Origin of the sequence: Paenibacillus oleatilyticus (assembly GCF_018998565.1) — a bacterium.
In the GTDB taxonomy this organism is placed as follows: Bacteria; Bacillota; Bacilli; order Paenibacillales; family NBRC-103111; genus Paenibacillus_G; species Paenibacillus_G oleatilyticus.
Genome location: NZ_JAHNZO010000014.1, coordinates 77,931 through 100,634, shown reverse-complemented (window position 1 = coordinate 100,634; position 22,704 = coordinate 77,931). Strand labels below are relative to the sequence as shown.

At 54.4% G+C, this 22,704-nt stretch carries 19 protein-coding genes; 8 read left to right on the top strand and 11 right to left on the bottom strand.

Going from position 1 to position 22,704, the window contains the following annotated elements; genetic code table 11:
* Nucleotides 1–194: 194 nt before the first annotated feature.
* Nucleotides 195–995, top strand: a complete 801-nt coding sequence (locus tag KQX66_RS19010; RefSeq protein ID WP_253957270.1) for a M48 family metallopeptidase — start codon at nucleotides 195–197, stop codon at nucleotides 993–995.
* 252 nt (nucleotides 996–1,247) lie between these two features.
* Complete coding sequence (locus KQX66_RS19005; protein WP_216794384.1) at nucleotides 1,248–2,747, top strand: stalk domain-containing protein; 1,500 nt, start codon at nucleotides 1,248–1,250, stop codon at nucleotides 2,745–2,747.
* A 77-nt stretch (nucleotides 2,748–2,824) separates the two neighbouring features.
* Here the strand turns inward: KQX66_RS19005 and KQX66_RS19000 are convergent, their stop codons facing one another.
* Nucleotides 2,825–3,622, bottom strand: a complete 798-nt coding sequence (locus tag KQX66_RS19000) for a helix-turn-helix domain-containing protein (protein ID WP_216794383.1) — start codon at nucleotides 3,620–3,622, stop codon at nucleotides 2,825–2,827.
* Nucleotides 3,623–3,894: 272 nt separating this feature from the next.
* Here KQX66_RS19000 and KQX66_RS18995 point away from each other — a divergent pair, with 272 nt between their 5' ends.
* The 6 genes from KQX66_RS18995 to opp4C all read left to right on the top strand — a co-directional run bounded on the left by KQX66_RS18995 (nucleotide 3,895) and on the right by opp4C (nucleotide 10,426).
* The gene (locus tag KQX66_RS18995) at nucleotides 3,895–4,305 is read left to right on the top strand and encodes a VOC family protein (RefSeq protein ID WP_216794382.1); all 411 of its coding nucleotides are present in this window, start codon (nucleotides 3,895–3,897) and stop codon (nucleotides 4,303–4,305) included.
* A gap of 454 nt (nucleotides 4,306–4,759) precedes the next feature.
* Complete coding sequence (locus tag KQX66_RS18990) at nucleotides 4,760–5,776, top strand: ABC transporter ATP-binding protein (protein ID WP_216794381.1); 1,017 nt, start codon at nucleotides 4,760–4,762, stop codon at nucleotides 5,774–5,776.
* Nucleotides 5,773–6,759, top strand: a complete 987-nt coding sequence (locus KQX66_RS18985) for an ABC transporter ATP-binding protein (RefSeq protein ID WP_216794380.1) — start codon at nucleotides 5,773–5,775, stop codon at nucleotides 6,757–6,759. The genes KQX66_RS18990 and KQX66_RS18985 overlap by 4 nt, the downstream gene beginning before the upstream one ends.
* Nucleotides 6,760–6,783: 24 nt before the next feature.
* Nucleotides 6,784–8,520 carry an oligopeptide ABC transporter substrate-binding protein gene (gene opp4A / locus KQX66_RS18980; RefSeq protein ID WP_216794379.1) on the top strand — a complete coding sequence of 579 codons (1,737 nt, stop codon included), beginning with the start codon at nucleotides 6,784–6,786 and terminating at the stop codon, nucleotides 8,518–8,520.
* A 22-nt stretch (nucleotides 8,521–8,542) separates the two neighbouring features.
* Nucleotides 8,543–9,508, top strand: coding sequence for an oligopeptide ABC transporter permease (gene opp4B, locus KQX66_RS18975; protein ID WP_216794378.1), 966 nt, complete (start codon nucleotides 8,543–8,545; stop codon nucleotides 9,506–9,508).
* Nucleotides 9,509–9,526: 18 nt separating this feature from the next.
* Nucleotides 9,527–10,426 (top strand): oligopeptide ABC transporter permease, encoded by a 900-nt coding sequence (opp4C, locus tag KQX66_RS18970; protein ID WP_054972665.1) that lies wholly within the window; start codon nucleotides 9,527–9,529, stop codon nucleotides 10,424–10,426.
* A 105-nt stretch (nucleotides 10,427–10,531) separates the two neighbouring features.
* Here opp4C and KQX66_RS18965 read toward each other — a convergent pair whose 3' ends face one another.
* The 10 genes from KQX66_RS18965 to KQX66_RS18920 all read right to left on the bottom strand — a co-directional run bounded on the left by KQX66_RS18965 (nucleotide 10,532) and on the right by KQX66_RS18920 (nucleotide 22,698).
* Nucleotides 10,532–13,906: a GH36-type glycosyl hydrolase domain-containing protein gene (locus KQX66_RS18965; protein ID WP_253957269.1), complete on the bottom strand. Its 3,375-nt coding sequence runs from the start codon at nucleotides 13,904–13,906 to the stop codon at nucleotides 10,532–10,534.
* Between the two features lie 102 nt (nucleotides 13,907–14,008).
* Nucleotides 14,009–14,962, bottom strand: coding sequence for an acetylxylan esterase (locus KQX66_RS18960; RefSeq protein WP_216794377.1), 954 nt, complete (start codon nucleotides 14,960–14,962; stop codon nucleotides 14,009–14,011).
* A gap of 29 nt (nucleotides 14,963–14,991) precedes the next feature.
* Entirely contained in the window at nucleotides 14,992–16,512 is a 1,521-nt protein-coding gene (locus KQX66_RS18955) for an extracellular solute-binding protein (protein WP_216794376.1), read from the bottom strand.
* Nucleotides 16,513–16,606: 94 nt separating this feature from the next.
* Nucleotides 16,607–17,488: a carbohydrate ABC transporter permease gene (locus KQX66_RS18950; RefSeq protein ID WP_216794375.1), complete on the bottom strand. Its 882-nt coding sequence runs from the start codon at nucleotides 17,486–17,488 to the stop codon at nucleotides 16,607–16,609.
* 17 nt (nucleotides 17,489–17,505) lie between these two features.
* Complete coding sequence (locus KQX66_RS18945) at nucleotides 17,506–18,444, bottom strand: ABC transporter permease (RefSeq protein ID WP_216794374.1); 939 nt, start codon at nucleotides 18,442–18,444, stop codon at nucleotides 17,506–17,508.
* Complete coding sequence (locus KQX66_RS18940) at nucleotides 18,441–19,463, bottom strand: LacI family DNA-binding transcriptional regulator (RefSeq protein ID WP_216794373.1); 1,023 nt, start codon at nucleotides 19,461–19,463, stop codon at nucleotides 18,441–18,443. Before KQX66_RS18940 ends, KQX66_RS18945 begins: the two co-directional genes overlap by 4 nt.
* Before the next feature lie 226 nt (nucleotides 19,464–19,689).
* Nucleotides 19,690–20,394, bottom strand: coding sequence for a hypothetical protein (locus tag KQX66_RS18935; RefSeq protein WP_216794372.1), 705 nt, complete (start codon nucleotides 20,392–20,394; stop codon nucleotides 19,690–19,692).
* 40 nt (nucleotides 20,395–20,434) lie between these two features.
* Nucleotides 20,435–21,091: a 7TM-DISM domain-containing protein gene (locus KQX66_RS18930; protein WP_216794371.1), complete on the bottom strand. Its 657-nt coding sequence runs from the start codon at nucleotides 21,089–21,091 to the stop codon at nucleotides 20,435–20,437.
* Between the two features lie 41 nt (nucleotides 21,092–21,132).
* On the bottom strand, nucleotides 21,133–21,903 hold the full coding sequence (locus KQX66_RS18925; protein ID WP_216794370.1) for a hypothetical protein: 771 nt from the start codon (nucleotides 21,901–21,903) through the stop codon (nucleotides 21,133–21,135).
* 51 nt (nucleotides 21,904–21,954) lie between these two features.
* The gene (locus KQX66_RS18920; RefSeq protein ID WP_216794369.1) at nucleotides 21,955–22,698 is read right to left on the bottom strand and encodes a hypothetical protein; all 744 of its coding nucleotides are present in this window, start codon (nucleotides 22,696–22,698) and stop codon (nucleotides 21,955–21,957) included.
* Between the last annotated feature and the right edge of the window lie 6 nt (nucleotides 22,699–22,704).

The window sequence follows — 22,704 nt, the reverse complement described above, 5'->3', positions numbered from 1 at the left end:
CATGACTCGCACCGGTCCGGCAACGAATATTTTCAACGATCGGACTAGCTTCCACAGGCTGGTATTCCCCGCATCCCCGCATCCGGGCGAGATTTCCAATAATGTCTAAACAAAACGCGGAGCAATGCCGACAATTACAAATGAGCCTTGAATACACGGCACATTATTCATCTTAGAAAAGGAACGAACACTGCATGAACCCCATGAATCCGCGGTTAATTCACAGCAAAGAAACGTCGTACTTCATTATCAGCCTGCTCTTTAGCATCATGGTCTATTTCGGGCTGATCGTTTCGCTCATCGGCATCTTTTATCTATTGATCGGTCTTGGCGTCACGTTTTTCCTCCACGGCCTTATGATCGGCCACATCCGAAGCAACGGGGTCAAGCTGACGGAGCATCAGTTCCCTGCCGTGCATCGGAAGGTGCGCGAGCTGTGCGAGCGAATGGATATCCGGCAGGTTCCCGACGTGTTTGTTCTTCAATCGGACGGGATGCTGAACGCTTTCGCCTCGCGTTTTTTCGGCCGCAATTTCATTGTGCTGTACTCCGAATTGTTCGAAATGGCCGACAACGAAGAAGACGAGCTGGCTTACGTCATCGCGCACGAATTGGCGCATATCAAGCGGAATCATATGGCCAAAAGCCTGCTGCTGCTGCCCGCCCAATGGATGCCTTTCCTGGGCAAAGCTTATTCGAGAGCCTGCGAATATACCTGCGACCGGATGGCGGCGGCGTATACGGGGAACGCCCCGGCGGCCATCTCCGCCCTGACCATTCTGGCCATCGGCCGAACGATGTACGCCAAGGTGAACGTCGCCGAATACGTCGCCGAGAGCCGCAAGGAAACGGGCTTCTTCGTCTGGTTCAGCTACGCCCTGTCGACCCATCCGCCGCTGCCCAAGCGCATCGAGCAAATGGAGCTGATGCAGGCGCAGCCGCAGCTGTTCGGCTATGCCTCGCCCGCCTTCGAGCGGGAGTCCTTCGCCTCCTGAAGGAACCGACGGGCAGCGAATCCAAGCCCGAAAAGTCTGCCATTCTATGATGGCGGGCTTTTTTTGCAACATTTTCCATGTTGTGCCGTATTAACCGATAAGATACGACAAATTTCCTAAAAATCTCTTTATTTTCCCGGTAGGTTAAGTCGAATTTCCTAGAAAATTGTCGACAATGCAGGAAATAACTCTTATACTATTTGTAATATTTTGTTATTCCCACCGAAAACTCACCCAAAGGAGCAACCCGCTATGAAAATCAAATTTCGGCTGTCCCAAACCGTTTCCGCTACGCTCGCTTCCGCCATGCTCGTTACGGCTGTCCCCGCTTTTGCCGCGAACAGCACCAAACCTGGCGTCAATATGGATATCGGCATTCAAGTAGACGGAAGAGTGCTTGTCCCGCTGCGCGATATCTCCGACGAATTCGGAGCCAAGCTGAGCTGGGAGGAAAGCACGAAATCGATCACCCTGACGAAAGGCAGTACGAACATCCAATTAAAAATCGGCGACCCGACCGTTCAGGTGAACGGCAAGTCCCAGACGCTTGATGTCCCGCCGCAGATTAAGGACGGACAAACGTTCGTTCCCATCCGTTTCGTGGCAGAAGCCTTCGGCGCCAAGGTGGAATGGAACACCGAGGCCCAATCGACGCATATCGACACCAAGGAGAAAGATATGTATATTATCTCCCGGCCGTATTTCGAGCTGGACGGCGTGCCGCTTGTGTACGATGGCGAGATGAAGAACGGTCTGCCCGACGGGAAAGGCTTTGCCGCTAAAGGAACCTCCATCTATGGCGAAAAATGGTTTGAGGGCCAATGGAAGGACGGAAAACCGGTCCGGGAAGAAGCGCCCCCGGGAACCGAAGGCTATAAAATCTACATTAACGGAAGCTACTTGAAGTCGGATTATGCTCCGATCGTTCGCAATAACGCCGTCTATGTGCCTCTGTGGGCCGTACTTGGCAAGGTGAACGCATCGGCCCAAGCCGTAGACGGGGTCATCCGGATCAATCATCCGAGCCGCATTTTGCTGCTGCGTGCCAATAGCAACCTGCTGACGTATTACGGAGGCAAGATGGACTCGCACACGGTACGTCTGGACTTTCCTCCGATCTCGGAGAACGATGTCATTTATGTGCCGCTTGTCTTTTTGACGGATTATATGGACATGAAAATTGTTTGGGGAGAGCAGCAGCGGGTAGATCTCACCGTCGGGAACTTGTCGAAAAACAATACTTGGGGCAACCAAAATATTATTTCCGATGGAATCAAAAAGCTGAGACTCGATTCGGACGCCGAAGCGATATGGAAGAAATATCCGAACCTCTGGGTAGATTCCCTGCCCCGCAGCAGCGATGGCGCCAAGAACGGCGGATTCGAAAGATTCGAGCAGTTGGCCGTCATCAGCTACAGCGGTCCGACCGTCGTCTTAAGCAACGGGAGCAAGAACGTCCAGTTTAATTTCGATTCGGTCGAAGCCATTGGCAGATCGTTCTTCGTCTCCGATCCGCTGGCCCAATTCGATTGGCCGGAAAGCGTGAAGTCGGTCATTCGCCAACAAAAAGTCAGGATCGGTATGACCCAGGAACAAGTCCTGATGTCTTGGGGTAAGCCGGACGATATCAATAAAACGACCGGCAGCTTCGGTACGTTCGAGCAATGGGTATACCGCGGTTCGAGCATCGGCAGCGGCAATTATTTGTACTTCACCGACGGCGTGCTCAGCTCGAGTCAAACTATAAAATAAGGCAGACCTAAGAGGCCGTCTGTCAGGGGCCGATCTAGGCTCTATCAGGTTCTAACAACGGATAGAGCCTTTTCCGCTTAGCGGTAGGTCGCTTGCAGCCGCTCGCTTAAGAATCTGTTCATCAACAAGGGTAAAGAAATGAGGATAGGCGGATCGTCCAGCCGGGGGACGTGAAGCATCACTTGCTGATAAGGAACGGAGGAGTACGGCTGAACGATAATCGGCTCCCTTGAACGGGTGCGCAAGGTGTTATGCGGGAGCAAAAAGTCTACCGCCTGCATCCCCCAGGAGACCGATGTGGCCATAAGATAATAGGTGCCCGGCTTCACGCCGGTAAAGCAAAATTCCCCTAGCGAGGAAAGCAGCGTGCCGTGCAGCGGAATTCCTTCGGGAATCGGCTTCGGAAACAAGCCGATCAAAATCACGCCTTCAAAAGGGACCTCCGCCTGCACAGTCCCTTCGATTCGGGCATAGTGATCGATAACGGGATGCCCCGATGTCCAATCGCTGAGCCCCTGTAACGTTCGGAAATGGCTGTCCGCTTGAGGTGTCGAGTTGCGGAAGTCGGACGGCGTCACGCCGACCCGTTCGGTAAACCTCGTTGTAAAGGTTCCCAGACTCTGCTGTCCGATCTCCAGTCCGATATCGCGAACGCTCAGATTCGTGCGCAGCAGCAAGTCTTTTGCCTTTTGCAGACGAAGGGAAGAAACATAATACAACGGCGGGAGGCCGATTCTTTCCTTAAAAATGCGTGTGAAATGAAACGGACTGTAGCCTGCATAAGCGGCCAAGCGGGCAAGCGGCAGCGGGTCATAAATATTCCGATGAATATAGTCGATTACCGCGTCGATCTCCGGATACTTGTCGGTCGCCATTCCTTCACTTCCTCCCAATCACGTTCCTCTAGTCAAACACTTCCACATTAAGGAACAAACGTTCGCTTCCATATTATCATAATTTTTATAGGCATGGAACAGTAAATTTTAACTTGTTTCCTCTTTTTCGTCTTGAAATGTCACATAATATGTCAGGATTAAAAGAACGGACTTCTCGCCAAAACCGCAATCCGTAAGAAACCTGAAATCCGGGGGAATGCTATACTTAGGATGAAATCGATCAAAACCAGCGGATGAAAGGATGTTGTATTATGGCGAAGCTTATACCTTTTTTGGTCTCAGAGGATGCAAGAGCTCAAGCGGAGTTCTATATCAACGCGCTTGGCGGAGAGATTCAGTCCGTGATGACGCATGGACAGCTTCCGGATGCAAGCGAAGCGCTGAAAGACAAAGTGCTGCATATGTGTGTGATGGCCGGCGGAATTAACTTCTTTATGAGCGATTCCGTCTTCGAGCCGCTTAACCATGGGAACGGCATTCAACTGAATCTGGAATTCCCGACGGAAGCCGAAGCCCGCGAGGCATTTGCCAAGCTTGGGGAAGGCGGCACCATAAAGCACCCGCTGGAACCGGCATTCTGGGGCAGCCTGTTCGGCCAGGTCGAAGATAAGTACGGCGTGATCTGGATGATCACCAACCAAACTCAAGCGAGCCAAGCTTAATCCCATACAAAGATGATACAGACCGCGGGCACAGCCTTGCGGTTTTTTTACGTATTAATAGCTAACAAGCGATGTTATATTAATCTCTCCTAAACAAAACATGCCGTCGATAAAATTCAACAATTCATGCGAACAAAAAAAGGGGGTGACAAAAAAAGGTAGTGTATGTAAAATGTGTAGTAATGTCATTGCTTTTAATTGTCGCAATTTTTTGCCAACGGTTTAATACATCATCTACGACGTTTTCCACGGCACACACCATCTCACGAATCTCATACCTGTAACGATCGTCCATACGACGTCATGATCCAGGGACGATCCCCTTTCCATCGTTCAAAGCACCTAAGTCCAATACATAAGCAATTTATCGGTCTTCAAAAATGCAATCTGGCAGGCATAGTATTGGAAGCGTTTTCCAAACATTGCAAATCGGCAAACTTCTCGAGGTGATCCTATGAACAATCCGTCGAGCGCCTTGCTTGACATCCGCCATTTGAGTGCAGGATTTTCCATTGAAGGGAACTATTATCGCGCGGTCGACGATGTGTCCCTACGCTTGCTACCCGGGCAGGTACTAGGCATCGTCGGGGAATCCGGCTGCGGCAAATCCGTCATGTCCTTGTCCATCATGAAATTACTGCCCAAGAAAATAAGCCGGATGGATAGCGGGGAAATCTGGTTTGACGGGAAGAACCTGATGAATTTATCCGAGAACGAACTGCTCAAGCTGCGGGGCAGCGATATCGGAATGGTTTTTCAAGAGCCGATGACCGCGCTTAATCCGGTATTTACCGTCGGCTATCAAATCGAGGAAGTACTGGGGAATCATCTTGTGATGAGCAAGAAAGAAAAACGCAGACGCAGCATCGAATTGCTTAAGTCTGTCGGTATCCCTCATGCCGAGCGAATTGTCGGCGAATACCCGCATCAGCTCTCGGGCGGCATGCGTCAGCGCGTCATGATTGCGATGGCGATCGCCTGCAACCCGAAGCTGCTGATCGCCGACGAGCCGACGACCGCACTGGACGTCACGATTCAAGCGCAAATTATTGAGCTGCTTAAAGATATTCAGCAGCAGCGAGGCATGTCCATGATTTTGATCACGCATGACCTCGGCGTTGTCGCCGAGATGGCCGATACGGTCGCTGTCATGTACGCCGGTCAAATCGTGGAACAAGGGCATGTCACGCAAATTTTCTACGAGCCCAAGCATCCGTATTTGCAGCTGCTTCTGCAATCGCTCCCCCGTCTTGACGAGGAGCAGGAACGATTGAAATCGATTAGCGGCATCGTCCCGTCGCTTGTCCATATGCCCCGTACCGGCTGCCGGTTTGCCGGACGCTGTCCGAGCGCCAGCGACGATTGCCGGAGGCTGACGCCGCAGCTCGCCAATGTAGGCGGCGGCCATTACGTTCGCTGTCTGAACTTTTCAGCGTGTGTGCCTACAGCCAGAGAGGAGGAAACCGTATGATTGACGTGACCGCTCATGACCGCCCACTGCTGCAAGTTCTCAATTTGAAAAAGCATTATCCGATTCACGGCGGACTCTTTCGGAGGCAGGTCGGCTCGATTCAGGCGGTGAACGACTTCTCACTCACGATGCGGCGGGGCGAAACCGTCGGACTTGTGGGAGAATCCGGCTGCGGTAAATCGACGACCGGCCGCGCGATCATGCGTCTCATCGAGCCGACGGCGGGCACAATCCTTTTTGAAGGCGAGGATATTACCCGGCTCAAGGGCGAAAGGCTGCGGCAAATCCGCAAGGATATGCAGATGGTGTTCCAAGACCCGTTCAGCTCGCTGAATCCGAAAATGATGGTCGGCCATCTCGTCTCCGAGCCGATTCGCAATTATGAATCGCGTTCCGGGAAAGAGCTGGAGGAGCGCGTCGCCGAGCTGCTCGTGAAGGTCGGACTGGCCGAGGACTCTTATTACAAGTATCCTCATGAGTTTTCCGGGGGGCAGCGGCAGCGGATCAGCATCGCAAGAACGCTAGCGCTAAAGCCTAAGCTCGTGTTCGCCGACGAACCCGTGTCCGCGCTCGATGTATCGATTCAATCGCAAGTGCTGAACCTGCTGCAGGACATTCAAGCCGATTTCGGGCTGTCCTATCTGTTCATCGCTCACGATCTGAGCGTCGTGAAGCATATCAGCGACCGGATCGGCGTCATGTACTTGGGGCGGCTCGTCGAGATTACGGATAAGAAAAGCTTGTATAAACAGCCGCTCCATCCTTACACCCAAGCTTTATTGTCTGCCGTGCCGATCCCCGACCCGAACGCCAAGCGGGAGCGAATCGTGCTGCAAGGCGATGTGCCGAGTCCGGCCAATCCGCCCGCCGGCTGCGCCTTTCATCCGCGCTGCCGCCATGCCGTTGCCGCCTGCCGGGAGCAGCAGCCCACGCTTAAACAGGTGGCGCCTCAACACGAGGTCGCCTGTCATTTATACGAATGATCTCATAAAAGGAGGATGCGTTCCATGGAAAAAAAAGCTTCAATGATTTTATCCGCCCTGCTGCTTCTTGCCGTGTCCCTTACCGGCTGCACGGATAAAGCGCCGGAGGGAACGGATACGCCGAAAAAGGTCGAAGAGAACAAAGCCGCGACAAGCGAGCCGAAACCGGGGGGCATTGTAAAGTACGGCTATACGCAGCCGTTCAAAGGCGTGCTTGACCGTGCATTTTACGGCGGTCAGGATGACGATTTGATTTTGCGGTTCATGATGGACGACCTGCTCAAAACCGGCGATGATCTCAAGACGTATCCCAATATTGCCGAATGGACGGAGTCGGACGATCATAAGACGTTTACGTTCAAGATCAAGCCCGGCGTCAAATGGCACAATGGCGATGAGTTGACGATGGAGGACTGGAAGTTCGCGCTGGAGACCATTGCCCATAAAGACTATACGGCGGCCGGGGGCAGCCGGTACAGCAACGTGGAGATGGTTGTCGGCGTCGAGGATTACCGCGAGGGCAAAGCCAAAGATATTGCCGGCATCAAGCTGATCGACAACTACACGATGTCGGTTACCGTCAAAAGCGCTGCGCCGAATACGATCTCGAACCTGTGGTCGTATCCGATGCCGAAAAAGTATTTTGCCGGTGTTGCCGTCAAAGATATGCTGAATTCCGATCAAGTCCGCAAAAAGCCGATCGGCATCGGGCCGTTCAAAGTAAAAAAGATTCAGCCGGGCGAGTATGTCGAGATGGAGCGGTTCGACGACTATTGGGGAGGCAAGCCGCTGCTCGACGGCGTGATCTACAAGGTAGTTGCCGGCAATATGGCGACCAGTCTGCTGGAAAACGGCGAAATCGACATCATGGAAGTGCCGAACAGTCAATTTAAAGACGTTGAAAAGCTGAAAAACGTCAATATCGATAAACAAGATGCGCTTTCCTATGCCTATATCGGCTTCAAGCTGGGGACGTGGGACAAGAAATCCGAGAAAATTGTTGCGAACCCGAAATCCAAGTTCGCCGACAAGCGCCTGCGGCAGGCGATGTACTACGCGCTGGACCGGCAAGCGCTGATCGATGCGTTCGCCAACGGTCTGTCCAAGACGATCTCCGCCCCCATGCCGGGAGTAAGCTGGGCGAAGATTCCGGACGATCAATTGAATCCGTACGAATACAATCCCGATAAAGCGAAGAAATTGCTCGACGAAGCGGGTTATAAAGATACGAACGGCGACGGATTGCGCGAAGATCCGCAAGGGAACAAGCTCACGTTTAACTTCGACGCCATGTCCGGCACGGAGGTTGCCGCGCCGCGCGCCCAAACGATGATGCAGATGTGGAAGGATGTGGGACTTGACGTAAAGCTAAACGGAGGCGCATTGAAAGAGTTCAACGCTTTCTACGATGTGGTCGAGAATGACGATCCGTCTGTCGAGCTGTTCGCCGGCGCCTGGTCGCTTGCCAGCGATCCCGACCCGAAGGCATTATGGAAGAGCAACGTGCTCTGGAATTTCCCGCGCTGGAACTCGGCCGAATCCGACCGCCTGATTGACGAAGGGATCAGCGAGAAGGCTTTTGATCAGAACTACCGCAAGGAAGTGTATCACAAGTGGCAGAAGCTCGTGAATGAAGAAGTGCCGATGATGTTCTTGTATTCTCCGATCGATGTGACGGTGAGCAACAAACGACTGCAGAACGTCAAGGCGAACTCGTTCACGAATCAAATCGACGTTCATAAGTGGTGGGTCACGCAATGACCGTATCCGGGAGGCTGGGCTTATGCTGACTTATACGTTGCGCAGACTACTGGGCATGATTCCGCTGCTCCTGCTCATCTCCGTTGTGGTGTTCACCCTGGCAAAATTAATGCCGGGGGACGCCCTGACGGGGATGATCGATCCGGCCAACGTGAAGCCGGAATATATCGCCGAAATGCGCCAGCAGTTGGGGTATAACGACCCGATTCCGCAGCAGTTCATCCGTTGGTTCGGCAACATGCTGCGGGGCGATTTCGGCCAATCGTTCATTCACAAGATGCCCGTGAGCGACCTGTTTTTCCAGCGGCTTCAAAATACGGCCATCCTGGCCACGATGGCCATATGCATTACCTACGCGATCGCTTTCCTGACCGGGATGATCGCGGGCAGACGTCCGAATACGCCGATCGATTATTCGATCCAGACGGTCAGCTACATCGTCTATGCCCTTCCGAGCTTTATTATCGGAATCGTCTGCATCTACATCTTCGCGATCAAGCTCGGCTGGGTGCCCGCCAGCGGATCGCGCAGCGTCGGGGTGGCCGACGGTACGCTTGCGTATTACTTGAACGTATTGAAAAATTCGCTGCTGCCCGCGTTCGTACTCGGCTCTTTGGGCACGGCCGCTTATACGCAATTTCTGCGCAATGACATTATCGAGAGCAGCCGCAAGGATTACGTCAGGACGGCACGGGCGAAAGGGACAAGCGAGCGGCATATTTACAACCGGCACATCCTGCGCAATTCGCTGATCCCCATGGTTACGTTTCTCGGTATCGATATCGGGGGATTGTTCGGCGGGGCGGTCATTACCGAGACGCTGTTCGTTTATCCGGGAATGGGCGAGTTATTCGTCTCCTCGATCAGCAGCCGCGATTATTCCGTTGTGATGACGATAACGATGTTTGCGTCCGTCATGACGCTGATCGGCAACTTGATTTCCGATTTGCTGTACGGTTACGTCGATCCGCGTATCCGGCTTCGCTAGCATGAGAGGAGGATGGCTATGAATACCGCGACGAAGCCGTTGAATCAAACGATGCCCATCGGCAAAAAACGAAGCGCCTCTCCATGGGTGACGGGCTGGAGCCGCTTTTTTCACAACAAGCTGGCGATCGCCAGCCTCGCGTTTCTGGTCCTCATTGCGCTCCTGTGCGCTCTGGCGCCGCTGCTGACCTCTTATGACCCTGTTAAAATCAACCTGCGTCTCATCCATAAGCCTCCGTCGGCGGAGCATCTGTTGGGAACGGACAAGGGCGGGCGCGACATTATCGCAAGATTGCTGTACGGCGGGCGCACGACGCTGATGATTGCCGTCAGCATCAGCTTTTTGGTGACGTTTATCGGGGTGACCATCGGTTCGGTCGCCGGCTATTTTGGAGGCAAGATCGATAACATGCTAATGCGCTTCACCGATTTTATTATGATTTTCCCGTTTCTTATTTTTGTCATCGTCCTGAAAACGGTTATTGCGGACTCGGGCATCCTGGTGCTGATTGTCGTCATCAGTGTGCTTGGCTGGGGCGGGATCGCCCGCCTTGTCCGAAGCAAGGTGTTGGCGGAGAAAGAGAACGAGTATATCATGAGCGCCGTCGCGATCGGCTGCAAGCCGTTCCAGGTGATCGTCAAGCATTTGCTGCCCAATGTGGCCTCCACCATTATTGTGCAGGCGATCGTCGTGATGGCGGTAATGATCGGCGTAGAGACGGGCCTTAGCTTCCTCGGGTTTGGCGTGCCAGCCAATGTGCCGAGCTGGGGGAATATGATGTCGGATGCGATATCGCCCCAAGTGATTAAAAACCAATGGTGGGTCTGGCTGCCGTCCGCCGTCGTGATTACCTCTACGATTCTGGCCATCAACTTTATCGGGGAAGGCGCAAAGGAAGCGTTTGATCCGAAAGGGTAATTGGCAAGCAGCACAAAACACGGAGGCCGCCCGAACATGAAGCTCATGTTCCGGACGGCCTCCGCCGTGTTCATGGGCCGGTGCTTGAAAAGCTAGCCCCTCTCCTTATTGCATGAAAATTTCAATGACATTGCCGGCATCCGACCGTTTGTCCGCAAACTCCCGCTTCCCGATGCGTACGCCGCCTTCCCGGTAACGGTTGGCGACGGGCTTCACGGTCAGCTCGCGGCCGTTCATCGTCACTCGGCTCAGCCCCCGACCGGCTAGATGATACACGAATGTGACCGGAGTCCCCATCACCTCGAAATCGAACTCCAGCCCGTCAAGCGACGGCGGCAGCACCGGATCGATAATCAAGTCGCCCTCGATCAGACGAATCCCCAAGGCATTGGCAATCAGCTGGTTCATGTAAATTCCCGGACCGCTGGAATAAATTCTCCAGCCGCCCTTCACCGGCACCGAGCCGTCGCGCAGCTCGTCGAAGCGCTCCTGCGCCTCATAGCGGGTGCTGAACTTTGCATCGGAGCTGCTGAAGTAGGCGTTGCTTTGCCGAAGCTCCGCGTTCGGCACGACGCTCCGAAGGCCGACCGGGTTAATCGTAGCCAGCCCCCTCCACACCTCGTCCGGTTTGCCGAGCTTGGCCATCGCCTCGATAAACCGGATATGGGCGTGAACGTACTGCAGGCCGATTTCCCTGCCTACGTTAGCCGCCTGCTCGGCCCGCTTAAACTGCTTGCTGACGCCCCCGGTATAATTCGCCGGCCGATCCATCAACCGGACGCCGTCCGGATAGAACAGCTTCTCCTTGATGATCCGGTAATGCGTCTCCGCCTGCTCCTTCGTCAGCAGCTCGCCGATCATGCTGCGCGTCATCGGCAGCAGCCGGTAGCGGATGCCGGTTTTCGTATCCGACGGATGCAGCATCAGCTCGGCTTCGCCCGGCTTCTCCATGTACACGAATCCGGGAATAACGTCGGATTGCAGCATATACCGGTTAAAGTCCTCCCGGATGCCTTCGCCAAGCTGTTTCAGCTCAGCCGCCGTCCCCGCGTCCGCTTCCGCCAAAGCCGCGGCGAGCTGACTGAATACCTGATACGTCAAAGCTACCGTCCAACTGCTGATCAAATAGCGTTTCAGCTGGGCGTTCGCCGGCTGGAGTGTATCGTCCCAATCCCCGTCGCCGTACGAAGACAAGTGCGTGCCGTGCACAAAGTGCCGCTTGATATAGTCAAGCTGCTTCTTGGCATGCTCCAGCACCGTCTCGGTCTGTTCCGTGAACGTAAAGCCGCCCCGCTTCGTATAAGGCAACTGCACCTCCAGAATGGAAGTATCCCCGGTCGCCGTCAAATAATCGCTTAGCACCTTGAGCGGCCACACGATAATATCGCCATGGCTTTCTTCCTGCTGGATGAAGGCGTACCGGTCGAACATGAACCATTGCGGCCAGTTCCCGTCGTCCTCGTATTGATGCGAGTACACGGTAGTCAGGATGTCGCGCACCACGTCGTATTTTTGCGTCGCCAAAAAGTATTCCGTCGGCCCCTGGCATACGTCGCGCGTTCCCCATGCCGCCCCGCCGTACTGCTCCAGGCCGTGCGGCACCGAGAAGTGAACCAACATATTGTGCGTATACCACCATGCAAGCGTGTTAAGCTTGTCCAGCTCGTCCGGCCGTTCACCGCGCCGGGTCAAGCGGAAGCCGTTCATGACCGTGCGGTAAAACTCGCGGTAACGCTCGATTTCCGCATCGGCATCCCTTTCGGCAAACGGCAGCTCTTCCCCGTGCAGCAGGCCCTGCACCGTCACGGTCCATTGGCTGCTTGCGCTGAGTTCGAGGACGACCAGCGAAGCCGAGCCCGGCTCCGCATTCGTTGCCAGCAGCCGTTCATCCCCCGCCTGCATGTCCGCGCCTTCGACCCTCATGCGGTAGCACAGGCTCGGGTAAGCGCGGGCACTGAGCGACTGGGCGTCCGCATAGAAAACGAGCGTCCGGCCGTCGTCCTGCTGCTCCATGCGGAACGGCAGCTCGTATTCGGCCGCGTTCATGCACACCTGATTCGAGAGCAGGAAACGGTAAGGCTTGCCGCTGGCCGAACGGACATGCAGCACGACCTCCGGCGTATCCACGGTCGTATAGTTCGTGATCACAAACAGCTCGTCCGCCGTTTTGTAATACCAGCGGGCATAGTTGAAGCCCATCTCGAACATGGACGGCATTGCCAGAAGCCGGTACTGCCCGTCCAGTTCGACGTAAATGCGCTGCCCCGACGTCTTCGGCACGTTCAGCGCATTGCGGGCGTTGGTCATCATTTTGTTGAAGGACGTATTGCCGACAACCAGTTGCGCGTTGAACATCCCGTACATGTACGAGGTCGTCGTGATGGCCCGCTCGTTCATCCGGTCGTTATTCCCGGTCATGAGGATATGTCCGTGCGGACGCTCCATGCGCAGCTCTTTTTCCTTCAGCACGACGTGCTCGTGGGTATCGGTGAAAAAGGACAGCAGCTCCTCTCCGTCCCGCTCCTCTTGTTGACGGCTCGGGAACAGGTCTTCGACTTCCTGCCGTGTCATGGACATGGTGCGCAGCGGCGCTCCGATCCGAGAAGCCGCACTGACCTTCGCCTGCCAAGAGGCGGAGGAGGCCGGTGCCGGGGCCGAAGGTTCCTGCTCCCGGACCTCGCGCCATGCGTCCGATATGTCGGCTTCGTATTCCAGGGCGGCCACCGCCTCCGGGTGGTTGTCCCGGAACAAGCCGTAGAATACGAATCTCGCTTCGCCGGCCAGCTTGACCCGTTGGGATTGCAGCGCGATATACGCAAATTCGTATTGGTATACTTCGTTATCCAGCGAAGCCTTGGTCAAAGCTTCAGGCTCGTCTGTTTCCTTGTAGGACAAGCCGAAAAATTGGAAGCCGTCCGTCGAATAACCGGCCGCGTTCGTCAGACAGCCCTGCTGAAGATAAGGAAATTTCCCCTGCTGCGGCTGATTTTGCCGGGAACAGACGACATACCCCTTCTGCGCATCCTCGAACACCGCATGATCGATATATTGGGACAAGTAAGCTTCGTTGCTGCGGACGGCGCCCGGATGGGCGATCCCCACGTCCTGTCCGTAGACGACGTCGACTTCCGCCTCCTGCCCGTACACGGCAACGTCCCAGAACCATACCCCGCGCGCCGTCAAGCGAAAGGTCACTTCATAGCGAAGCGCGCCGGCTTCGCCTTCCCAGATCACCCGGCCGCCCTCCGCTTGGCGCACACGGCTTGCGGAACGGACGCCAAGCAAAGGCGTCGCTTCGATGCCGGAAGCCCGGTGCTGCCGCAAATACAAATTGTTCAACGATCCCGTCACCGGGTCGGACAGCCATTGATTGATCATCGTATCCTGGCAAGCCGCTTCGTACAGATCGCCACTGTTCAAAAAGGTAAACCGTAAATTCCCCGCTTCGACCCGAAACCGGGACGTATTCAGCATGGTCATCGTCTCCACTCCGTTTTCTTTATATTTATGGGAGAAAAAAACCGCCGGACACCATCGCTCCAGCGGTCCTTTTTCGAAATCAGTTTTAACCCGCAACCCGCGCTAAAAGGAAAGATGCTTTCGGATAAATTCCACCGTGCGGCGGTTCTGGTAGCCGCCCGTCGCATGTCCCGTAAACGGATGCACTCCGATCTCCTTCGTCGATCCGATCCGGTTGTACGCCGCGAACACGGTTTCCGGCAAGCACACGGTGTCCTTCAAGCCGACCGAGACGAGCACCGGAATCCGGATGCGCTCCGCCAAATTCATGATGTCGAAATAGCTTAGCGTCTCCATGACCTTGTCCAGATGCTCCGGGAACCGGCTCACGAATTCCGCCGCTTCGGAGAGCGAGCTGACCGAATTCAGAATGCCGAAGTCCATATGGCACATATTCGGAATATTCGCGATGGACAGCGCCGGCTTATCGCTCAAGGCGGAGACCAGCAGCGACAAGCCGCCTCCCTGGCTGTCGCCGGCGACGACGATGCGGCCCGGGTCGACCTCCGGCTGCGTCGCCGCCCATTCAACGGCTTGCAGCGCATCGACGGCAATGGCCTTGTAGTAGCAGGTCTCCTTATCCAGAATGCCCTGCGTGATCCAGCCTTTCGTCATCCCGTACGTATTGTCCAGCCGGTTGCCCGTCTCGCCGCCTTGTCCCCGGATGTCGACAGCGAACACCGCCATCCCCATCAGCAGCCAGGAGGCGTACTGCTCGGGATACCCCCGGCCTCCCGTATACCCGTGAAACAAGACGACGCACGGCAGCTTCTCCCGCACCGGAAACTTCGGAAGCAGATACCACCCTTTGATCGGCGTATCGGCGAACCCTTGGTACGTGACATCGTAGGTATCCATATACGGGAACGGCGTTTCCTGCCGCGATCGCTGCGCTTGAACCGGCTTGTCGATCACATCGGCCAGCGTCCTGCTCCAGAATGCCTCCAGATCGGCCGGAGCGGTCGGCTCCGGCGCATACCGGTGAAGCTCTTCGATTCGTTTTTGAACTGCGTTCATGCGCTACCGCCCCGCCTTATCGCTAAAAATTATTTTTTCTGCTGCTTATACCATTCGTTGACTTCCTTCGTCCAAGCTTCGCCGCCCCGCTTGTTCCACTCTGCGGCGAACTTGTCGAAATCCTTGTCGGTCGCTTCGCCAATGACCATCTTCACGGAAAGCCCGCGCATCAGTTGATCCAGATCGGCGAAGTTTTTCGAAACGTTGGTCGACGGCATATAAGCGACGGCCGGGCTGACCACGCCAAGCTTGGATACGACGGTCAAGTTGTTCTTCACCGCTTCCTGAATGTCTTTCGGAGCGCTCAGCGGAACGGAGACGAGCGGATCGTTCGGCACGTTCCAGATCAGATAAGCGATGCCGTCCTGGGCATATTTGTCGCCGATCATCTCGATGGTGCCATCGGCATTTTTCTTATGGTGAACGCCTTCGACGCCCACCTTGCGAAGCAAATGGGCTTCTTGCCCCGCCTGCCAATCGAGCAGCTCGATCGCCTTTTTCGCCTTCTCCTTGGAGATGTTGGCCGGCAGCACGAACTGTCCGAACATGCCGACGCCATCCGGGAATCCGGTTTTGCCGTCCTTGCCTACCGGCGGAGCGATCATGATCAGCTCGGCCTTCGGATCGACCTTCTTCAGATTCGTCACAAACCGGCTGTAGTCGCTCGTCTGGGCGCCGAAGAAGATCCCGGCCTTACCGCTTTCCAGCGTCTCCCACATCTGGTTGTCCTTCATGACGGTGAAGTTTTTATCGATACCGCCGTCTTTATACAGCTTCGCCAGCCACATCAGCGCTTCCTTGCGCTGCGGCGTAATGGCGGAGTTCATCAGCGTGCCGTCCTCCATTTTGCGCCAGCCGTTGCCGGTATCGAACGCCATGAAGACCGGGTCCAGGTGATAGCCGAGCGTCTGGTTCAGCACGATGCCGACCGTATCTTCCTTGCCGTTCTTGTCAGGGTCGTTCTTGGCAAACTTAACCGCCGTATCATAAAACTCGTCCAGCGTCTTCGGGATCGGCAGACCGAGGTTATCCAGCCAATCCTTGCGGATCACGACGGCCCTCTCCATCTGCGCCGGACGCGGAATTCCGTACGTTTTGCCGTCGATTTTGATGAAATCCCACATCGACTGCGGCAAGTTTTTCAGATTTTTCGTATCTTTAATATAGTCATCGAGCTGCAGGAAAGCCCCTTGCTTCGCATATTGCGTAAAGTTCGGGTCCGGGAAGGACATGTAATGCGTAATGTCCGGCAGACTGTTGGCGGCAATGGACGCTTTCAGCTTTTCCGGATATTGCGCCGAAGGAATCGCCATGGATTCGTATTCGATCCCGACCGCTTCCTCCATCTTTTTCCATACTTCCGTCTTTTGCGGAGGATTGCCGTATAGCGGGTACATCATGCTGATCTTCTGCTTTTTCCCGGAATCCCCGGATGCTGCGCCCTCTTTCCCTGTACCGCCCGATTTGTCGCCGCAGCCGGTCACCGCAACCAAAGCTGTAACAAGGGCCAAGGACGAGATTTGTTTCCACCGTTTTCCCGATACTTTCATGTGAACCCCTCCGTTTTATGTGTTCGTAACGCCATAACCTATATGCTCAGAACCGCGCCGCAGCGCCGTTCGTGAACCCAATCGCCGATGCTGCTCATCCCTTCACGGAGCCGAGAAGCACGCCTTTGGCAAAATGCTTTTGCAGAAACGGATACACCACCAGAATCGGAAGCGTCGAGACGACAATCGCCGCCATCTGAATCGTGACGGGAAGAATGTCCTGCCCGCCCGAAAAGCCCGATTGCCCCATGACATCCTGCGTCGAGCCCTGGAAAATCATTTGCCGCAAGAACACCTGCACGGTCCACAGCTCCGGCTTCGTGATGTAGAGGACCGCGTTGAAAAACTGGTTCCAGTTGCCGACCGCATAGAAGAGCGTAAACGTCGCCAGCGCCGGCATGGACAGCGGCAGCACGATTCGGAACAGCAGGCCGAAGGTGCGGCATCCGTCGATTTTCCCGGCCTCCTCCAGCTCGGAAGGAATACCCTGAAAGAAGTTTTTCAGAATAATCAGGTTGAATGCGCTGATCGCACCGGGCAAAATGAGCGACCACACGCTGTCCAGCAGGCCGAGCTTGTTGACGACGATATACGTCGGAATCATGCCGCCGCTGAACAGGATCGTAATCGTCACGAGCAGCAGCACCGTTTCTCTGCCGGGCAGCGTCTTCTTGGAAAGCGGATACGCCATGAAGGTCGTCAGAGCCAGATTGACAAACGTACCTCCGATCGTCGTGACCGCCGTGATGTACAGCGACCGGACAAAATTGGTGTTGCCCAGAATCGTGCTGTACGCATCGAACGAGAAGCGCTCCGGCCATAAAATGATCCCGCCCCGCAGCACCTGCTCCATCGGCGATAACGACGTCGCCAAGATGTACACGAATGGAAATAACGAGCTGAGCGCAAGCAAGATGAGCACAAGCGCGATCGCCGCGTCGGCGATCCGGTCCGTCCAGGTTGCTCTACTGTTCATTGTGCAAGTCCCTCCCCTTAGAACACGCCTTCTTCGCCGAATTTTTTGGCTAATTTATTCGCCCCAAGCACCAAAACGAGACCGACGACCGATTTAAACAGACCGACCGCGACACCGAAGCTGAACCGTCCGCCGCCGAGACCTACGCCGCCAATGCCTTCGCGATAAACGAACGTCTCGAACACGTCGCCGACCGGATACACCAGATCGTTGAGCATCAGGAAGATTTGCTCGAAGCCCACATCCAGCACGTTGCCGAGCCGCAAAATGAGCAGAATCAGAATCGTGCTGCGCAGCGCGGGCAGCGTCACATGCCACAGCTTGTGCCAGCGGTTTGCGCCGTCAACAGTCGCCGCTTCGTACAGCTGTGTATCCACGCCAGAAAGCGCTGCCAAAAAGATAATGGTCCCCCATCCGACTTCCTTCCATATGTTCTGGAGCACAATCATCGTCCGGAACGAATGGGGATCAGCCAGAAAGTTATGCGCTTCGCCGCCGAACGAGACGATGAGCTGATTCACCAAGCCCGTTTCGGTATTGAGCAGGATATACGTGATCGAGCCGACCACAACCCAGGATATAAAATGCGGCAGGTAAACGATCGTCTGGATCGTGCGCTTGAACCATTCCCGCACCAGCTCGTTGAGCAGCAGCGCCACGATGATCGGAGCCGGGAAGTAAAACACGATATTATAAAAGCTGATCAGCAGCGTGTTGCGCAGTAGCCGCCAAAACTGATCGTATTGGAACAAATCGACGAAGTGCCGGAAGCCGACCCACTCGCTGCCCGTCACGCCGAGAAACGGACTGTATTCCTGAAAAGCCATGATGATTCCGAACATCGGCACATACTTGAAAATCAGGAAGTACAGCGCGCCCGGGAGCAAGAGCAGGTAAAGCTCCCAGTGCGCAAATATTCTCCTCGTAAGCGAAACGTTTCCGACTGACGTGTTCACGTCTCCATCCCCTTCCCGCGATTCGGAGCAAGCCGAGGAGGCTGGCAGGACAGGCGCTCGATCAGCTCGATTTTTAATTTATACGACTTGTTAACGTATTCGCCGCCCATCGCCTGAAACACGAGATGCGCGGCCATGGTGCCCATTTCGTACTTGGGCTGCCGGACCGTCGTTAAGGGAGGAGACAAGTATTCCGCCACCTGAATATCGTCGAAGCCGACGATCGATACGTCCTCCGGCACGCTTAGGCCGAATTCGCGAAGCGCCTTGTAGCCGCCGATAGCCATTTCGTCATTGCCATAAAAGATGGCGGTAGGACGCTCTTCTTGCATGAGCAGCACCTTGGTCGAATGATAGCCGCCCTCTTCCGTGAAATTGCCAACCAGCATCCATTTCGTATTGGCGATTCCTTCTTCTTGCAGCGCTTTCAAGTAGCCTTCTTTACGGTGCTGGCTGCCCAGCGAATTGCTCGGTCCCCCGATCCAGGCGATATCGCGGTGTCCCTGGTCCATAAGATAACGGGTTGCTTCGTATCCGCCCTGAACGTTATCCGCTGCCACATTCATAATGAAATCGCCTTCGACGTAACGGTCCATCACGACGATCGGGCAGCCTTCCCGGGCCGATTCGCGCAGCAGATGCTCGCTGATGTTCGGGTCGAGCACGATTGCGCCGTCCACTCTTCGTTCCTGCAAAAATTTATACGCCGTCGAATCGGCCCCTCCGACTGAGCTGCACGCAATCAGATCGAAGCCGTTGGACAGCGTGACTTCCTGCGTCCCACGGATCAGCTCGGAGTAATAAGGCCCCGACAGATCGCTTAATATGAGCAGAATCGTCTTCGTCGACTTGCGCTTGAGGTCCATCGCGAAGCCGTTCTTTTGGTAATTCAGCTCCTTGGCTGCCTGCAGCACCAATTCGCGGGTTTTCGGACTTACTTTATCGCTTCCGCTGAGTGCGTAGGATGCGGTCGAAAGCGCCACTCCCGCATGCTTTGCAACGTCTTTAATCGTAACCATAGTTCCCCCCGATAAAGCTATCCGAAATTTATCGAAACGTTTCGATTTGTTTTTATTATAGCTCCGAAGGAAGGTTTGGTCAATGAGGGCTGCGTTTTTTATGCAGCGCTTTCTTTGAATGCTGTCATAAAAGCGTCACAGGATGGACTGGCCGCAGTCACACGAAAAAAAGCACCGGCCTTCAGGCCGATGCTCTAGCGCTCGTTTCGCGTATATAGGCTTGCTCCTATCCGTGCTGCGGGTAGGCCAGAGGGGAATCGCAATAAGGACATGTTTTATTCTCGCCGGGCTGCAGCAGAGCGGACGATCCGCAGCCAGGGCATTCCACGGTCTTGGGCGTTGGGGGCGGCGTCTGCGGCCTGCTCTGCTGCGGCACGAAGCTCTCTCCGTTCACGGACACGTTGACATTCACCATCGAGGCTGCCGGAGCCCATTGGTTAAATACAATGGACATCGAGTACATGTCGATGAACGCATCCTGGAACACGCCGAGATAAATCATGCGCTGCAAGTCGTTAACCACGACGGCCGGCCGCTGGTTCGTCGTCTCCGCCAAGGTTTGGACGGAAGTTACTCCCTGCACCAAGACGAGGTGACGATAATGGTCATATCTGGCGAAAAGCTGCTTGCGCCGCTGCCCGCTCTTCCACAGCATGTATATACCGGGAATCAAATCCAGGAGGACAATCCATACCATCACCCAGTACTGAATATCGCTCCCTGCGGCCAAGTGGAGCAAGAACGAAATCATAAACGGGATGAAAATAATCAGAAACGTCGTGCCGGCGTTTTTCCAGTCAATGACCTTCTGGTAGCTCAAATCGCGGTGCTTCCATAGTCGGACAGCCAGCAAAATGAAGCCGATCGGAAAAAATAAAATAAGTCCCAGCGCTATCGCAACGCCGCTTATGGCTGGACGATCATAATTCAAGAAGGCTCCCTCATTTCTTTTATGCTTCGACATGCCTATTTTACTGCGGGTAACTTAGCAAGGAATCACAATAAGGACATGCTTTACTCTCGCCAGGCCGCACTATTGTAGACGAACCGCAGCCATGGCACTCCACCGACTTGGGCAATCGTTTTTCCGACGGTTTGTATAAAGGCAGTGGCTTGTCCCACTCGTGAATGTGGCCATCGCCAGTACCCTCGCGGGCAACAAAACCTTTCTGATGGAAAACAAGGGTCAACGAATACATATTTATGGAAGCATGCGGAATCATGCCGTGATCGATCATGCGTTTCAAATCGTTGATCACCACGCCCCGGCGCTGGTTGATTAATTTCTCGATGCCGAGAATAGATTTGATCCCTTGCTCCATGATGATATTGCGATAGAGCTTGTACCGGGCATTCAGCCGCTTTCGCTTCCATTGGCTTATCACTAGCAGAAATACACCCGGAAGAAGAAAAAATAGTTGATTGATTTCATTCGTGAAGATTAAGCGCATTAAAGGAAACATAATCAAAAACGCCGTGCCCGCAACTGCCCAATCATATATTTTTTGATAGCTCAAGTCCCGATGCTTCCGTACACGGATAACGAACAGAATGATACCGGCCGGGAAAAAGAGAACCAAAGCCAGTACCACTAGCACGCCGTTTATCGCCGGTTTGTCCGTATTCAATTCGCTTCCGCCCCCCTCTTGGTGTACTGAATACCTGCCTTCTATCCGCTCTTCGGATACGATAGAGGGGAGTCGCAATAAGCGCACGCAGCACTTTGGCCGGGCTGCAGCAGGGTAGACGAACCGCAGCCGGGACATTCCACCTTCTTTGGCAGCGGCTTCTCTGCCGGTTTGGACGAAGAGCTCATTTTCATGTATTCGTTCAAGAGCTCTTTGTAGGCACCTTTGAGCTCTTTGGTCAAACCTTCCAATTCCTCCACTGCGGCAGTACGTCTTGAGGACAAGTCCATTGCCGGCCGATTAATCACGATGGTCATTGAATGCATATCAACAAAAGCATCCTGGAACGCACCAAGATAAATCAGGCGCCGCAAATCGTTGGCAACCACCGCCGGCCTCTGCTTGGTCATGTCCGCGATCGTCTGGATCGAAGTAATTCCTTCCGTTGCGACGATATGACGATAATGATCGTATAGGGCAAAAAGCTGCTTGCGTTTCTGCCCGCTCTTCCACAGCATGAATCCCCCTGGCAGCAGCAAGAACAGGATAGCGGCGAAAAAAGACAGATAAAATACCCAAAACCTCTCCTCCTGGATAGCGAAGGACAAGGTGATAAAAAGGGGAAGCGTAGAAAATCCAAATAAAGTAAAAAGAGTTACCCCGGCATTTTTCCATTCCAATACTTTTTGATAGCTCAGATCGCGATGCTTCCTCAATCGGATAGCTGCCAAAATAAGACCCAACGGAAAAAACAAGAGGAACGCCAGCAATATCCACCCGCCTTTTATGGCAGGTTTATCGTCGAAGTCCAAGCGTGTTCCCTCATCTCTTCTTGTATTCGCTGGTGTACTTTTTCATCAAGATCATTTCAGCGTAATCAGCTGGCTGTTTCTGCGGCCGAGGTCGGCGGAGATATCGCGCAGAAGCTTGCGGGACATTTCCACCTTGCCCGTCTCTCCCGCCTGATCACTGAGCCCTCGGACGCAGCGTTCCAATTCCTTGATCTGCCACAGCAAGTTCTCCTCCATATGAATCATCGAAGGATGGGAAACCGGGTCGCTGTACTTCACTTTTTCGATCAGCTCCCGCACCCCCGCTTTCAACGCTTCGCGCTCCTCGATTTCCTCTTCTTCCAGCGCATAGCTTACCGAGTCGAGTGCCAGCTTCATCTGCTTCATCAGCTGCATCTGTGCTCTTTGATCGTCCTCTTGATTCCGCACAACATTCGTAAAATGATAGGCAAGCCCCATCCCGATCGCCCAAACCGCGGCGGTGATGACTTCAATCACCACGTAAGAGGTCAGGGAAATCCGTAAAGTCAACCAGAAGAAAACCGTATGAAAAATAGCGGCAGCTCCATACAACAGCGATATCGTAACGAAGGTCAAGGAGGCGGGAAGCCCGTCTCCGCGCCGGTTTTGCTTCACTTCACCTACTGCGCAGTAATAACAAGCCGCTTCCGCAAGAACGATGGAGATCAAGGAAGTCCACCAGTGTCCGGTTCCCCAATCCTCCATACGGCATAAGAAAAAGGCAGCTACGGTTACCAAGACAATGAGGCCGAACATCAATTTGGCGGCCACGGCAGGCAAACGATTCATATTCATCTCAAG